The 16,484-nt window shown below is 36.4% G+C and carries 9 protein-coding genes; 2 read left to right on the top strand and 7 right to left on the bottom strand.

All coding sequences use genetic code 11. From position 1 onward, the window contains the following. The 5 genes from AB8P06_RS14565 to AB8P06_RS14585 form a co-directional block, all read right to left on the bottom strand. On the bottom strand, positions 1-202 hold a 202-nt coding region (locus AB8P06_RS14565; RefSeq protein ID WP_369842833.1), incomplete at its 3' end, for a transposase. A 124-nt stretch (positions 203-326) separates the two neighbouring features. Beyond that, on the bottom strand, positions 327-902 hold the full coding sequence (locus tag AB8P06_RS14570) for a hypothetical protein (RefSeq protein WP_369842835.1): 576 nt from the start codon (positions 900-902) through the stop codon (positions 327-329). Continuing rightward, positions 892-4,521 carry a DUF6443 domain-containing protein gene (locus AB8P06_RS14575; protein ID WP_369842837.1) on the bottom strand — a complete coding sequence of 1,210 codons (3,630 nt, stop codon included), beginning with the start codon at positions 4,519-4,521 and terminating at the stop codon, positions 892-894. Before AB8P06_RS14575 ends, AB8P06_RS14570 begins: the two co-directional genes overlap by 11 nt. 11 nt (positions 4,522-4,532) lie before the next feature. After that, complete coding sequence (locus AB8P06_RS14580; protein WP_369842838.1) at positions 4,533-7,985, bottom strand: hypothetical protein; 3,453 nt, start codon at positions 7,983-7,985, stop codon at positions 4,533-4,535. Positions 7,986-7,992: 7 nt separating this feature from the next. Then, positions 7,993-9,561: a T9SS type A sorting domain-containing protein gene (locus AB8P06_RS14585; protein ID WP_369842839.1), complete on the bottom strand. Its 1,569-nt coding sequence runs from the start codon at positions 9,559-9,561 to the stop codon at positions 7,993-7,995. Positions 9,562-10,010: 449 nt separating this feature from the next. Here AB8P06_RS14585 and AB8P06_RS14590 point away from each other — a divergent pair, with 449 nt between their 5' ends. After that, positions 10,011-10,400 carry a helix-turn-helix domain-containing protein gene (locus AB8P06_RS14590; protein WP_369842841.1) on the top strand — a complete coding sequence of 130 codons (390 nt, stop codon included), beginning with the start codon at positions 10,011-10,013 and terminating at the stop codon, positions 10,398-10,400. A gap of 80 nt (positions 10,401-10,480) precedes the next feature. On the opposite strand, the gene AB8P06_RS14595 is transcribed toward AB8P06_RS14590, so the two are convergent. Beyond that, positions 10,481-11,404, bottom strand: coding sequence for an AAA family ATPase (locus AB8P06_RS14595; RefSeq protein WP_369842843.1), 924 nt, complete (start codon positions 11,402-11,404; stop codon positions 10,481-10,483). A gap of 53 nt (positions 11,405-11,457) precedes the next feature. After that, complete coding sequence (locus AB8P06_RS14600; RefSeq protein WP_369842845.1) at positions 11,458-13,671, bottom strand: hypothetical protein; 2,214 nt, start codon at positions 13,669-13,671, stop codon at positions 11,458-11,460. Between the two features lie 1,329 nt (positions 13,672-15,000). Between AB8P06_RS14600 and AB8P06_RS14605 the strand changes: the two genes are divergently transcribed. Then, on the top strand, positions 15,001-16,383 hold the full coding sequence (locus AB8P06_RS14605; RefSeq protein WP_369842847.1) for an RtcB family protein: 1,383 nt from the start codon (positions 15,001-15,003) through the stop codon (positions 16,381-16,383). Positions 16,384-16,484: the final 101 nt, after the last annotated feature.

Consider the following 16,484-nt stretch of genomic DNA (forward strand, 5'->3'; position numbering starts at 1 on the left):
GTAGTTCTTCTCTTATGGGATCAGAGGAAATTTGCTTTTCTTTAGTAAGTTTGCCTTCTCTGTGAAGTTTTCTCCAATTGACTAGACTTTCTTTGCAAATCCCCAATTCTTGAGCTACCGATGATACATTGCCGCTTTGCTCACTTAATGAAACTGCCCCAATCTTAAACTCTAAACTGTAATTTTTTCTAACTTTTTTCATAACATTAAAGTTAAAGAGTATAAGAATCGTGTCCTAACAAAGGTAGCAACTCCAAAATCAATCATATACCCATTATTAAACATTTTATAAAGTGTGGTTTTTGTTTGACCTTTTCCTGAACTTCTCATAGTTCTATGAGTTCTCCGGAACAAACTCTATAGATTTTTTTTACTTTTTTATCAATAATTAATGAAATGTAAGTCCTATCCTTCATTGCAATACAATTTGAGGTTTTAGGACCCGATAATTTATTTTGTTTTAGTTGTAAAATATATTTATATGTATCTCCATCGTTATATTTATTGTTCAAAATATAATCTCTATCTACTTTTTGAGTTTTTACAATTGTATTTAATGTATTAAGTATTGTAACTTCATCTTTTCTATACAAGCTTGTCAAATTATTGAATGTCCCTGAATAATCATCCTCAATGGTTTCTTCCATTACAAAAATGGAATCTTTGGGGAAGTCAAATAAGATTTGTTTCCTATTACAATCATTAAATTTAGAATAATAAGCAGATAATTCATTAAGGTCTTCATCTTTTGCTTTATTAACTTTCTGTTTCTTTAGAAAAATGGAATAATCATTTTTCATATTTTCACTTATCATTTTTGTATAAATATCACATTGACTTTTCATTTTGCAACTAAATGCTGTAAGTAAAATAAATGTTAATAGAATTCTTTTAGTATTCATAATTATCTGTTGTAATTGGTTGATTTGTAGGATAATCTTCTGCTTTATTAATATGCAGATTTTTTTTATTATCAGGTGTTAAAAGAGATGTGTCTTCTCTATAAGGGTTATATTGTGTTCTAAGAGGGACACCATCCACTTGCCTAATTTTATTTTCTATATGAGAAGCTTTTATTTCGTCGACTGTCATATTTTTTCCACTGGGTGTTTGATACCAAGTATCATCTTTACCTTTTTGTTTAATTGCATCTGATTTAGCATGTCCTAACTCATGCCCAAGCACTAAATAGGGATCAGCATCTTTCAATCCTTCTGTAGTAAGCATTGAAACGGGTTGGTCAGTAATATGAACTGTCCCGAGTCCAACTAAATAAGCATTATCTTTTCCAAGCATTATTTTTACATCATTACCTTTTTTTGAAAAGAAATCAATGAGCTCTGATTTACCTGCAGAATTTTCTTTGAGTTTGTTTAAACTTTTTATAATTCCCGTAACCTTAGAAGTATCCCCTTCATATTCCGTAGTAGACCATCCTCCCTTACCATCTTGTCCATATATTTTACCATCCATATATTTTACTTTTTGTTCTGCTCCCCATTTATCATAAATACCTAAAGAAATAATAATATCTTTTCCGTCCGGGTCAATAAAACGTATTGGATCATTTGCTGCATAATTATACGCAGAAAATTGAACATATTTTTCTGCTTTTTCATCAATCACACCCCATCTACCAACATCAGCCATATACAACCTTGCTCCGTAGTCGTACATCCCCGTTTCCTGTAGTTCTTTTCCATTGTACTTATAATTCTTATAACTACTCTGAGCAAAATACGCACTACCTGTTTTCAGGTGGTTCATTCCGAAAGGGTAATAATCATTGCTGTCTACAATTTCAAGAGCTCCTGCGCTGTTTCTTGCGAAACTTACTCTCGTATTTCCCAAGTGGTCTTTGTACTGATAAATATATTGATTTTTTTGATAATCATAAAAACCTTCTGCAGTTGGAAAAAACTGAAGTTCAGGGTCTTTTAAACCGGTTACCGCTTCACCTAAAAAAGAATCTGGGGTAAAAGCCTGTACCTCAAATGCTCTTTCTGATACATCCGTTGCCAAGGAACTGGTACCGGGATCACCTGTGCCCGGGCCCGAAGTGGCTTTACCATAATACTGGAAGCCATCTAAATAATCGGTAACTTCTTTTGTGATGGTGGTTCCTGCAATCCCTATTGAGGTTTTGGTATTTTCTTTTCTTACTTTTATACCATCTGCCCTGTATTTGGTGGCAATATCTGAGGTTACCTGTCCGAAATTGATGGCAATTGTATTAGGGAGGTTTAAGTAATTATAGCCGATTCCTGTGATCTGTTTGTCAGCCATATTTTTCATATTCCCGTTCAGGTCATATTCAATTGCAGAGCCTACTGTTCCTTCATAACCTGTACTGTTTCCACTGTTATCTTTGATTTTAATGGCCTGGTTACCCTGGTAATCATAGACCAGATTATCAATGACAGTGGCTATGGTGTTTCCGTTTTCTATAACAGAGGTCCTGTAAAGGTTTGTTATATTTCCGTTTGGATCATAAGTCAGTGATTCTGTATTTTCTTTGCTGTTCGGGTTATTCGGGTTCTGATAGTATCCTGCAGTAAGCCTGTCGGATTTATCATAGGAATAACCATACCTTTTCGGTGTCAATGAAGGATAATCTCCCAGAGTCTGTACAGCCCGCCAATCTACCTCGGCGATATTCCCATTGTATTTCGGTGCTACATTTTTACCCGGAAACTGTACTGCATCCGGATTTTCTACACCATCACGGCTCGTATATTTAATTTTGTAGGCGAATAATTTTCCACCCAGATTAGATACAGCCATCTGACTTTTATTGATTTCCGACAGCCAGCCCCGGATATTATAGTTGTAATCGATACTCTGCAAAGGAGCTGAGCCCGAAACAGATCCTACTTTTTTATTGATCAATTGTGAAAGCTCATTGTAAGAGTTTTCTGCCAATAATTCCTCGGAATTGCTATCTACCTGATGGAAATGTTTCTGCATTCTGCCCTGGTCGTCATAAGTAAAATGCTCTTTTACTACAACTTCAGGAGAAACCCGTGTTTTTGCATGATAGGTATAGGCTTCATCTACCAAGCCTGTAAAATTAAGCTTCAGGTCTTTATTGGTATAACCGCCTAAATGATTGGTCGATTTAGTGGCAATTACCCTTCCTTTGGAGTCATAATACTGATAGGTTCTGGTCCACTGGTCATCTTCAATATTTTTAATATAGGAAGCCGTCAGCAAACTTTTGGTAGATGCATCATCACTGCTTCCCAAATTCTGAGCAAGTGTGTACTGGCCTAAAACAGTTGCAGGAATCGATAAGGCGTCCGGAGGATAAGTATCATAATAATTAGTTGTCAGAAGCTTCATGTTGGTCGTAGGATAACCTTTGTTATCATAATAAATATCTACACCCAACAAGTTAAACGGAGTACTACTTCTTTTTTCATTATTATAAGGATTAGCTGCCAGATTGTTTAAAACATTTTGCAATACCTGTCTTGTTGCAGTATTTGAAAAGAATCCTGTATAAGCCACTCTTCCAAACTCATCATATTTGGTAAAAAGCCAACCTTTCGTATTAAAGGTATTATTAAGGGTTCGTAAAACACCATCCTGCACAAAAACCAGTCTGTCTTGTTTATCATACACAAAAAATTCCCAATCTTTACCCGGAAGCTTTTTTTCTACCAATCTGTCTTGTCCGTCGTATTTATATTGATAACACAATTCATTTAGAATGGTAGCAGTAACAGTATTGTTATTCTGTTCAATTTTCTTTACCGCTTGGGGCGGAATCACAAATGCTTGCTGGTTGTATTCATTATACACATAATAAGTATCTAAATTTTGTGTTCCATCAGTTTTACGAATCAGAAGGGTTTGCCCACGACCGTTTTTAAATTGAATCACAGGGCTGCCGTCTTCATCCGTTATGGTATTTTTATATAAGATACCGGCTGCATATAATCCGGCACTTCCTGCAGGGATTGATAAAGCTGAGATTGTATTGGAAACACCACTTACAGTATTAATCGTAGTTGTGGTGACAAACTTTTTAACCTCACTCGCTGCATTGGTCTCATACTTAAATTTTTGAATATGTCCGGAACTCATCTTCCATTCATCCCCTGGGTTTGCCTGTGAAAGAATCCTGTCTAATGGTGATTTTTCAAGTTCCTTTTCACTGTAGGCATTGCTTACCCCATAATAGGTATTGGCGGTGTTTTCATCGGTTATGGCGGTGTGGATCAATGAATTCTGCGTAGCTACAGGAACGGGTAGTATGTCTTTTACCTGTCTTCCAAATCCGTCATAGATAACAGGAGTAACCATGTCTTTCCCTGTAGGAGTTACCTTAACGGCTATAATCTGCTTAGCCCTTCCGAGTCCGTCAAAATAGGTAATGGTTTCGGATTTCTTAGTACAATCCCCGCTTAAGCAGGTTTTCGACTGTATATAATTTTCCGTACTGGTTTGTCCATACGATATGCAGGCAATGGCCAGACTGAATATAGTAATCGTTTTTGTTATTAAATATCTTTTCATTATTTGTGTGGCTATTGTTTGTAGTTGTAATTATACTCTTTCACTTTTTTAAAGACATAGCTTCCGGTACTGTCTTTTTCCCTTATTTTTACTTCCTTAAGCCTGTTTGCCGTGTCATAAGTATACACCTCACGGATTCCTGTAGGTGGGGTAATACTTGTTACCCCAATTAACGGATCATAAGTGAAAGTGGTAACCTGATAAGCCGAAAGACCGGTATTCTTCCTGAAATTATCGAGTGCTGTAATAAGTGCAGGTTCATTAGCCGGGGTAGTAGCATCCGAATCGGATGCAGTTACTATGGCTGGGACAATCCCTAAACTCTCTAACTGAGTATAAGTTGCGCCTTCTACTTTGGCAATAGGCTGGGTATTGTTATAACCCCAGACAATGGCTACCGGCATACCGTCTTTGGTGGTATACTGCAAAATATTGCCTTTAGAATCATACTTATCGTAAGTAATATCCGTAGAGGCAGCACTATTTAATTTATCATAGGATTTTTGAGATAATGGAAGCAGTAAACTCCCTGTTTGAGTAGTCGGTAATGCCGTTGGATATAACGTTTCTGTTTTTGACAAAGTTTTAACCGTACTGCCTACAGTCTGCGTAGTTGTAGTCTCCAAGGGAACAGCAATCATGTTTTTATCGAGCATTAATTGATTTCCTTTTTCATGAGCATATTTGTAGGCAGCTTCATTAAATGACGCATCAGGCTGAATAGTTTTCTGGCTTGTAAGCTGATGGTGGAGCGGGTTGTTATAAAAATACTGGGTCTCGGTTTTTACAGCCTCCCCGCCTAAATAATCTGTTGATTTCTGTGATTTTAAATAGTTGAAGTAGGAAACGTTTTTGTACTGTACAATATCCAGATTATCCAACTGATCATCAAAAGCAATAACATCACCAATATTTTTACCATAGCATTGATGTTTGTAAAGTAACGTTACATTATTAGCTCCTGGTGTATAGCAGTTTTTATAGCCATCCGCAGATTTCCTGAAATGATTATGATTGGTAGTACAGTAAGTTTGTTCATATGTTGCATTAATATTTTCAGCAGTACAGGTCTGTGTAACATTCATTGATACCGGAACATCATAATTTTTCCTGATGGCAAAACCATCAACCTGAGTTTTTCTCGTGGTGTCTTCTTCATAATTCATCTCCACTGTTCTTACAAGATTATTTCCATTGTCCAGATATTTGGTAAGAATCTCATTCCCGTTGCTCCAGCCAAAGTTCGTCCAAGGTGCTGATTTTATATCTGCTCCCCGTAAAATTTGCCCGAAATAATCAGATTCTATGGAATATTGATGAACAATGGTTGATTTACCATCAATAACTTCCTGCACGGTTTTGTAAAAAAGATTAGGATGCGTGGCATTGAGCTGATTGATATTAGATGATGTTAAAGCATAATAGGTAAATCTTTCCACTCCCCATGGAATACCTCCCCCAGTACCTCCCGGTGGCGGATCCTGAACACAGGTTCTGGTTTTGTTTAATCCCTCTGTAAAAACAGGTTCTCTAACCACTGTTGCATTCGAAAATGACTCTCCAATATCTTTATAGATGAACTTACGGGTTGTGGCAACACCACTTTCCGAATTATCAATAATTTTACTGATTCTTACTCCCGGAATATCAGTCTGTACATCACCATAAACGGCTTCAGCTGCCGTATAGTTAGTTGCTACAGATGATCTTGTACACTCAAAAGAAGTGGTAATCGAGAGTTTTAGTAACAAGTTTTTGGGAATCTGGGCATAAAATGTATTCCCATTTAAAGGCAAAACAAATGTAGTTCCTATAGCAGTGGTGGATCCTCCTTGATTTTTAATATAGAATGGAATAAGTTCCCCACTCGGTTTTGTAAGTTTAACGACCGCTCTGTGTTTTCCTGTTACCTGTAGGCTGGGATCACATTTTGTGGCATTGAACGATGCTGACCCACCAAGCATAATTTCTTCATCTTTGATGGAAGTAAAAGTTTCTGACTTTGTTATATTCGGATTTGTCACATCAGTGTCGGTACTTTCAGCTGCTATTGAAAGACCATTGCTTTGACCCGGAGTAATAAGTTTATACTGTTTTTGGGTATGATTTTCATAAGAAAATTCAGAGTTTCCTTTGGTTGGATAAATAATTTTTTTAAGCATTCCAACCTGTGATTTAGTAGGAACTACTCCCTGAGTTGCGCCGGGGTAAGATACTGATGGTATTGAAAGCTGAGGAATAAGATTGGTGTTGGTTGATATTCCATTATAATAACCTCCCGTATCTCTGGCAAAGGAAAGCCTTACCGGAAGCTCTTCAGGATTGGTATATTCAAATGAATGAACCGCTTTTGATATATTGTCATTGATACTGTTTAAAAACAATCTTTTATTAGCAGTAAGGGTATAGTTAAAATTGATATCATTGATGGTTACAGAATTTAGTTTTCTGACAACTTTGGAAAGCTTTTGATAATCTTCATTTCCTGTGGAGGTAGTATATTCAAACGTAATTTCTCCATAGTTAGGATTATTGCTATAAATTCTTTTGACCTGTTTTCCACCCACAGACTGTAAATGACTAATCAGTCCTCCAACCACAGGCGGAAGGGAAAACGCCGAGCCGCCACACACTGAGGGTTGTGCTGCTCCTAAGGTATATCTCATCATTTGAGAATTACTCAATGTGGCAGAATATCCTGCATTCTGATTCTCAATAATAATTTGTTCCCCATTGGACGGGTCTTCAATTTTGGTCAGATACCACGCTGTTGTATTGCTCGATAAAAGGGAATGCCCATCACCTAAAGTCCTGTTCTCTGTGGTTTCCTTATCTGTAAAATAATATTTAATACCATCATCCATTGTGATGGTAAAAGAACTGCCTCCACTTTGTCCTTCAATGATGACATCCTTCTGAGAATACACAATAGGCGTTCCTCGTCTGTCAAATACAAACTTAATGCTGTTTCCATTAAAATTAGCCATATATAGATCCTGCTCCGAGTCGACCAAATCATTGGATGCATCCTGAAAGTACTGCATGACTGTTGGATGTCTTACCCCCAAGGTTCCAATATCATTTGGGAAAGAAATGTTTACATTTTCTTCATCAGGAAGGTCCCTGATGGTTCTTGTAATTACCCCAGCTGTAATCAGATTCCAGCCGAGTCCGGTGGAACCATTCATATCATCGATTTTAATCCCATTAGATCCGTAGCTAAGTGCCACAGGAAGGCTAAGATTTCCGGCTTTGTAATTTGTTAAAGGAATATTTATGTTCGCTGTACCTGTAAAAAGACTTACAGGGATATTTCCATAGCTTCCTAGTTTAAAAGCTTCCGGAGAGGAAGGAAGTATTTTGGGTAAGGTAGAGGGATAACTGCCGGTTACTTGCGGCCCTGATCCCTGCGCCGCAACTGTAATGACTGCAGAGCTAAAAAGTAAATTGATAAATTTATTCATTGTGTTTTTATTTCTTTATAAGTTTAGCATTCGCTGTTTTATTCATATCCGTTTTCACTACCACAAGGTAAGTTCCCTGAATAAGTCCCTGGGTATTAATCTTGGTCACCGGATTCTTTGTTTTCAGACTTTGTAATTGCCTTCCACCCATATCATACATCACAATCTCAGCTTCTTTGAAACCTTGTTCTGAGCCTGCCGAAGGAAACCCTATTTCCACATAAGCATAATCAGTCACAGGATTCGGGTAAATCTTAATATCCTGTTTTTCGATTAATTGGTCTATCTGTTTATCACCCAGCTTTACAATCTTCCAGTTCTCTTTTCCGAGTTCTTCAGCACTTGTACCTGCTAAAATTATAGAACCGTCCCTGTTAAGCTTAATATCCGAGAGTCTTTCTTCCCTTTTTCTGGATTCTCCTTTCACATGTTTTCTCCACTGTTCATTACCATTTTGGTCCAGATACAGCATCCAGAAAGTTTCATCATCATTTTCTATTCTTCCTTCTGCCTGGGTGTATCCTCCGAGCAGGATGCCTTTTGAAGATTTATCATCCAAAGAGTGTAAAACACTCATTCCCATGAGTACATCCCTGTTTTTAAAATTGTAGGGTTTCTGCCAGAGTTCTTCGCCTCTTTCATTAAGTGAGATCAGCCAAAGATCGGTTCCTTCTTCGATCCCAACCGATTTATTTCCTGATCTTTCCGATCTGGATTCTCCACCGATTAAATAGCCTGTTGATGTTAAAGAAAGGGTTCTTAAATGATCATCACCTTTTCCACCGAAATTCTTTTCCCATTCTACTTTCCCATCCTTGTTAAGTTTTACGATCCAATAATCTCCTTCCCCATAATTTTCTGTTTTCTTTGATCCTGTGGCACTACTTCTGGAATACATTCCTAATAAAGCTCCACCGTCTTTCGTTGGGATCATTTTCTCAACTTCATCCAGTCCTTTTCCTCCTAAAACCGTTTGTGAGATTTCTTTCCCATTTTTATCCAGCCTTACAATTAAAATGTCTTTTGATCCATAGCCTTTTGATGAATTCTGAACATTTCCAGCCACAAAAAATCCTAAGTCTGTAGTTTGAATTACTGATCTTGCCTCTTCGTCTGCATTGCTTCCAATAGTCTTTTGCCAAAGTTCATCTCCAAATTCTCCCAATTTTATAAGCCAAATGTCAGATCCTCCTTTGGAATCCTCTTTTTTATCCAGTCCCTTCCCGGAATAGGAAGTCCCGGCTAATAAACTGCCTCCTTCCTCAGTGGTAACAGTTGCAGATAAAAAGTCATGATTTTTTCCTACAAAGAACTTTTCCCAGACTTCATCTCCTTGCTGATTAAGTTTTACTAAGTGGAAGTCGTAGCCGTTGTTTTGTTTTTGGTCCTTGGTCCCTGAGCTTGCCGAAGGGTGAATACTGCTTCCTGTAATTAGATACTGCTGATCTATTGTTGTGGTGACTTGACTTAAAAAATCCTGGGTAGAGGATTTAATGTCTTTTTGCCATGCCACTTCTTGAGCAGAAACACCCAAGAATGTGTACATTGTAAGTACACCCATGTAGAATTTTTTCATCTATTTGCGCATTATAAGGTTAATAGTCAATTTAGTTAGTAAAATTTTGCAAATTTAACTATTTTTAATAGTTAAAAGTTTTAATTAATGAAATTTAATTTAAGTTTATCATGTTTAAGAGCTATATTACAAAGATATTTGTACAAGGCGACAAAGCATGTCGTATTATAAAATATGAGCTTAATTTTTTTGAAAATTGGCTATGCCCAGAACTTCTCATCTTTTTCTTAAACCGAAAAATAGAGAATATTGTTTAGTAGAAGAAATAGTGCCTCAAAAGTATTATAATCATGTTTTTTCATGTTATGGTGATTAGTATGCGGCTAAGATAATATCGACTCTTTTAATATTTAATAACTAAGGTTATAAGTTTAATAACTAAGGTTATAAATTTCATAAATCAATACATTAATATATTTTTTATACTTTAGCGAAATATTTCATCAACTATGACAACTTTAGGGACAAAACTTGCTAGATTAAGATCGAAAAAAGGATACTCACAACAGGAAGTAGCAGACAAATTAGGCATTTCACAACCTGCATATCATAAATATGAAAGTGATGAAGTTAAACCCGGTCTTGAAAATTTATTTAAGATTGCTGAAATTTATGATGTAGAAATAGGAGAATTAATGGATGATGTTCAAAACATTATATCACACAATACCATTGATTCTTATATAGCTAATGCTGCAGGAAATGTAATTAATCCTGTATTCAATATGCATTCGGAGGAATTAATCGAATGTGTTATGAAAAGTCAACAAGATCTTACTGAATTAATGACCAGTCAAAATAAATTAATTGAGATATTGATTAATAAACTAAAGAACTAGCATAATTATTAGAATCTAAAATTTATATTTTTAGAATAATTTTCTATCAGAAGTATTTTAATCTAAAATTCACACCTTAACTATCCTCTTACCTTAATAATAGTCTTTAAATATCTAAGTGACCTTATCCTTCCACTTTCTTGACCTTTGCCTGTTTTATAAGGTGAGTCAATCTTTACCATGCAGCTCTTAACAATTTTATTAATTTGTCTTTTATCTGCTACATTGACAAAAGCTACATCTCCAAAGAGCTTTATATAAAATTCTTTTCTCTGCTCCGGGTTTCTGGGAACAAGGGTTACAAAGTCATCGGAAAAACGGCTGAATATTTCTGCAAATCCTACTTTATGATTATTGATCCCTTTGGTGATCTTTGACCTTAGTCCATCAGCCCCAATCATATACCATGCGCAATTACTTTCTGTTGCATTGATAATTCCTTTAAGTTCCAGATAAGCGGTGTATTCAAGATCCCCGGCTTCATCAATGCAAATGAAAGGGTTTTCTAAAATATTGATCGCATATTTTACATTTTCCAGTATTTCATAATGTTTTCCGGTGGTGTCACATCCTAAACTGGCAGCAAGCTGGCGGATTAATCGTATTTTGGATTGCGATTGTGAAGCATCTACATAAAAAGCATTTTTCATTTGGCTAATAATGATTTTAGCACAGTATGTTTTTCCAATTCCACAATCATCAACCAGAATCATGGAGACCTGGTTTTGTTGGCAGAAATGAAAATTATCTTCAAGCTGCGTGTAAACTTCCGTTCTGGCTGTTTTCCAAAGATTATCATAAGCACTTACCTGAAGCTTTCTCCCAATAGTAAACCAGGTGGATGTCGATGTCACTTTTTCAATTTCTCCTTTCCGTATTAAATAGTAATCCAAGAAATCAATGCCTAATGATTTTGCATAGGCAGAGTGGGCTCCGCTAAAGTTTTCTTTTCCTTTTAACATGGCTTCCCGAATATTATGTTTTAATTCTGTAGTAATTTCCATATCTTTTTATTGTTCTTCGTCTTCTTTTTTGATTTCTAATATTCTAGCTTCTATTATCTAAAATTGGAATCCCAGCGTCTTGATGTAGAAGTTGAGTTTTGGCTGTGACCAGAGTTTATAGAATCTGTGCTTTCTGGAAACTCTGTATTTTTTATGGTTTCTACGTGCTTTGTGTTTTCTATAGTTTCCGAGTATTCTGTATTTCCTGTAAATGTATATTCTTCATTTTCTATGTCTTCTGTTTCCAGATGTATTTCTTCGGCAGTGGTATTATTGGGGATATATTTTCTAAGCCCCGGAATCTGGAATTTATTATTGAGAGTCTTTTTACGGTGGTCTATAATCATTACCTTTTCTATATTTTGTTTTCGCTCTTTCATAAAAGTATTAACAGTATTTTCATAAGCACTCATAAGTTCACGGCTTATATCTCCATCTTTATCTCTTTCATGAACGGATCTTGAATATTCGGGATGGGGAACCAGATCACAAAGCAGCATATCATCATAATAGATCATGGCTTTTAAAACGTTTCCATCATTGCCATCGAGCCAATAAATAGTAAATTCCTTGCCTTCAATACGTGTCATAAGACCTATCAGAGTTTCACTAAGCGCAATTTTTCCTTCTGATCCCAGAACAAAGGTGGTATTTCTGAACTTAACGATTCCGGCATTACAGCTCGATATTTCTGCCCTGCCAATATAAGGAAGAAAGGCAGCCCATTGGGTAGGCATGGTATTTTTATTCTGCCTTTCACAAAATACTTCCCACCTTGTTTTATCAGGATACAGGGAATGGGGCATATTATTCCATGTTTCTATATCATGTAAAGACTGTTCTATAATAGCATCGAAAGGAATAATAACTTCTGTGTCGCCGCTTTTCTGGTTTTCTTCTTTGAGTGCATGGGGTCTGGCCATCCAACCTAAATGGCTTTTTTCATGGCGGTATCTAAGCTCTTCAAATTTCCGTTCTACTACTTTTGATCTTGCTCTGTTTTTGTAAATGTTCACATGGTCAAATAGTACTCCGTTTTTAAGGAAAGTATCTTTAAAACTGCTATTGAGGGAACTTTCACATTCGAGTCCCAATGGGAGATTGAAGCCCCATTCTGAGTAGTTTCTAACCATCTGGCGGTAAAACTCTACAATGATTCTTTTTTTATCTTTCCCCCATACCCATACGGTCCAGGCTTCGGAGGCTACATCAATACCCATATAGAACCACGCCCGTTTCCTGTTATGATCATACATGAATGGAGGTTGCCTATCATCAATGGACAAAAGGGTTCCGGCCTCTTTTATTTTTTTGAGCTTATGCCATGGGATAAACTGCTGCATCAATTTTTGACGGTTTCCGGAGCGTCGTGCATAGGTACCTATTTTATTTTCCCATTTTCCAAGCCATGTGATAATGGAGTTTTCAGATATTTCTTTAAAGTTTGAATCCATACAATCATATTCTTCTCCGGTATTTCTATTAATGATACTGAGTTCACCTTTTAAAAAAGCCTGATATTGATCGGCTACTTCTGTTCTTGAGGGCTTATAGTCCTGACCGGCAAATAGATCATTTAACAGGTCTATCATTTCCTGAGTTACTTTTTTCCGGTTCTGGTTTTTCAGCTTCCCGGAAATAAGGCTTTCATAGTTAAAGTGGCTATGTTCCGAGCCGGGATGAGTTTGTTCTTTTTGATCAGATGGAACAATAAATAATTTCCATACCCTGTCAAAACCTCTATAAGAGGAAGGGATACTGTGGTGCGTGTTAAATAGTTTGGGAAGATATTCATTGAAAGTGGCAATGTCTGTACATAGTTGTGAGGCCAATCCCCGAAGAGAGGTATTGTGTGTTTTATTTGTTTTTCTCCATTCTGTTAGACGTGCTGTTTTTAATTTCTCCGCAGCGATCAGTACACTGGCATTTACAATATATTCTTCTTTGAAATTTTCTTTTAGCGGTGTGCCATCAGGGGACCGGTAATCAGTATAAAAGCGGACGGCAGTAGGATCATACCTAAAAAATGGGATAAGAGGATGGGTCATTTTACGCGGATCACCAATGCTGTCACGGATCTGCTCCGGTAAGCTGTCAAAATCTATCAACATCGGTCTGTTATAACATCCCCGCTGTACTTTTTTAATTCCATAAGGAAGGTGAGCGTACCTTCTAATTTGGGAGGTAAGGGAAGCCAAACAGCTATAGTAGGTTGGAATAAGTTCGTCTTTGGTAACGACTAATAAAGTTCCCCAATAATGTGGCATAATCTTTTTAACTCTTTTTGATATTCGTTGTTACGCAATCTTTGACCATTCCCAGTATCTTTTTTCTAATATTCCAAAGATTAAAATAAGCGTAACTTCCTCTCTACCAGCAAATATTGCTAGACTTTTTTAATAAAGCAAGCAAATAGGCTGGTTTTTTGCTTATTTGTGTTCTGCAATTTGCTGATGTGCTGTAATTTATATAGTAAAGATTATGAATGTTTAGAAATTTAGAGTTTCATATTGAATGGTTATATAACAAACTAAGGGATCATGGATGGTATAACAAATAAACAAATTAGGGAGTAAAGGAAGGGGAAATGACCGAATATGAATATCAGATTTCTTGTAATATTAGCTAGAATATAAAACAATTTCGGGGAAACACCATTAAACAGCTGGCTATCAATACTCTTTATTTAAAACCTCATGTCCCTATATATACTCGAATAATTAAAATGCGGGATTTTTGATGGGTTTTTCAGCCCCTATATATACTTGAATGTTACTTGAAAAACCAAGGTTTGCACCTCCAACTGCACCTCCAAGTGCACCTCCAACTTTTTTTATTGCAATTCAGGATGAATTTTTTGACTACGGCTTTTGTTTTAAAAAGATTAGTAGATGAATTAAGAAAAAGCAGACGAAAAGACCAGAATAAATACATATAAGTAGATGAAGATTACAGAAAATAAAAGAAAATTTTCACACTTTAATGTAAAATATTGTTTATCAGTATCATAATTATAAAACCCCATGTCCCTATATACCCTCGAATAATTAAAAAATGCCCTTTTTTGCCTATTTTTGGGCCCCTATATATACCCCAATCCGACTTAAAAAACCGGGTTTTGTAACCCCAAATGCAACCCCAACTGTAACCCCAACTTTTTTTCATGGCTTTTTGAGGAAATTAAAGATAAAAGTCATCATGTGAATTTTATTATATAGTGTAAGAAAACAATACATATTTAAATTGCTTATTACCAGTAATTTACAAAGAATAGTAATGCGGTAGTAATTATAAAAATAAAAGCCCTCGAAAGGGCTGGGATAATAGTAATTTTTTAATCCAAAATGGTAGTAAAATGGTAGCAAATAGTAATTTTTGGCAATTTCGTTTTTTTTCTTCACAAGCCTCAAAACCACTATTAAACCCTTTATTTATGGTAGTTTCAGCCATTTTATCATATTATTCTTTTTTGGCAGTTTCGTTTTAAGGGGAGTACTTTTTTCAAGTTTTTCGTAAAAATAATTAAAATAAATTTATCTGCGCAAAAAGATTGCATACTTGTACAATTACTTTGCATCAACAAAATGAGTGAACACATGGAATTTAATGGAAATAATTTGATTGAGCTTGGATACCGACCTGCAAAATGGTTTAAGGAAGCTATTGAATATATCAACGAAAATAATCTGGATGAAAATCAGATCAAAGAATATTTGGAACCATTCAAGCAACCGGAAATAATTCCTTTGCATGAAGCTCCAAAAGACTTTATCATCAACATCAGAGCAGAACATGAAAGTGAGAATGATAATGTGGAAAAAGTAATCAATACCATGAAAGTTTTGATGAAAACCCCAACATTGGTTGGCGGAGCTATTATGCCAGATGCCTGCCCCACAGGTCCTGAAGGGCAGATTCCGGTAGGTGGAGTGGTGATTGCAAAAAATGCGATTCATCCCGGATTTCATAGCGCAGATATCTGCTGTTCGGTAATGCTAACTGACTTCGGAAAGGCTGACCCAAAAGAAGTTCTGGATACTGCACATTCGGTTACCCATTTCGGATACGGCGGAAGGCCAAGAGGGGAGCAAATGGAAATGTCTCAGGAACTGATGGAAAGTTTCAGAAAAAATTACTTCCTGAATGATGAAAGGCTGATCAGCATTGCCCGTTCGCATATGGGAACACAAGGGGACGGAAACCATTTCCTTTTTGTAGGAGTTTCTAAAAATACGGGAAACACCATGCTGGTTACTCATCACGGATCGAGAGCTCCTGGAGCTGCTTTGTATGATAAAGGGATGAAAGTAGCCAACCGTTTCAGACAGGATATCTCACCGGAAACCTTGAGAGAAAACGCATGGATTCCTTATGATACGGAAGAAGGGAAATCATATTGGGAAGCGTTGCAATTAATAAGAACATGGACTAAAGAAAACCATACTTCCATCCATGATGCCGTTTTAAACAAAATGGGAACCGTGAAAGAAGACAGATATTGGAATGAGCATAATTTTGTTTTCAAAGATGGGGATTTATTTTACCATGCTAAAGGAGCAACTCCATTGGATGATAAATTTATGCCAGATATTACGGGACCGAGATTAATTCCATTAAATATGTCTGAACCTGTATTAATCGTTCAGGGAAAAACCAATGAAAGAAATCTTGGCTTTGCGCCTCACGGAGCGGGAAGAAATTTCAGCAGAAGCCAGCATAAAAGATCATTAGCCCATAAAACCATTGAAGAAATTTTTGCAGAGGAAACCCAGGGGCTTGATGTTCGTTTTTTCTCGAATGAAATTGATATTTCAGAGCTTCCGACCGCTTATAAAAGTGCTAAAAACGTAAGAGCACAAATTGAGGAATACGGGCTTTGTGAAGTATTGGATGAGGTGATGCCTTACGGATGTATCATGGCGGGTGATGTTCAGAAGAATGCTCCATGGAAGAAAAAGAAAAAATTCAGAAAAGCATAATTTCTGAAAAATTAATAAAATTAAGGCAAAGAAAGTTCCTATAATTTCCCATATTTTACTTTCCGCCTTTTTATCAGACAGGGCATAGGGAGTTCCTATAT

The sequence above is a fragment of the Chryseobacterium tongliaonense genome (genome assembly GCF_041224435.1).
Taxonomy (GTDB): Bacteria; Bacteroidota; Bacteroidia; order Flavobacteriales; family Weeksellaceae; genus Chryseobacterium; species Chryseobacterium tongliaoense.

Bases quoted from the DNA above. Each gene is read 5' to 3' on its own strand.
- AB8P06_RS14585 (WP_369842839.1), bottom strand. From the start codon at position 9,561: ATGAAAAAATTCTACATGGGTGTACTTACAATGTACACATTCTTGGGT.
- AB8P06_RS14595 (WP_369842843.1), bottom strand. From the start codon at position 11,404: ATGGAAATTACTACAGAATTAAAACATAATATTCGGGAAGCCATGTTA.
- AB8P06_RS14580 (WP_369842838.1), bottom strand. From the start codon at position 7,985: ATGAATAAATTTATCAATTTACTTTTTAGCTCTGCAGTCATTACAGTT.
- AB8P06_RS14570 (WP_369842835.1), bottom strand. From the start codon at position 902: ATGAATACTAAAAGAATTCTATTAACATTTATTTTACTTACAGCATTT.
- AB8P06_RS14605 (WP_369842847.1), top strand. From the start codon at position 15,001: ATGGAATTTAATGGAAATAATTTGATTGAGCTTGGATACCGACCTGCA.
- AB8P06_RS14590 (WP_369842841.1), top strand. From the start codon at position 10,011: ATGACAACTTTAGGGACAAAACTTGCTAGATTAAGATCGAAAAAAGGA.
- AB8P06_RS14575 (WP_369842837.1), bottom strand. From the start codon at position 4,521: ATGAAAAGATATTTAATAACAAAAACGATTACTATATTCAGTCTGGCC.
- AB8P06_RS14600 (WP_369842845.1), bottom strand. From the start codon at position 13,671: ATGCCACATTATTGGGGAACTTTATTAGTCGTTACCAAAGACGAACTT.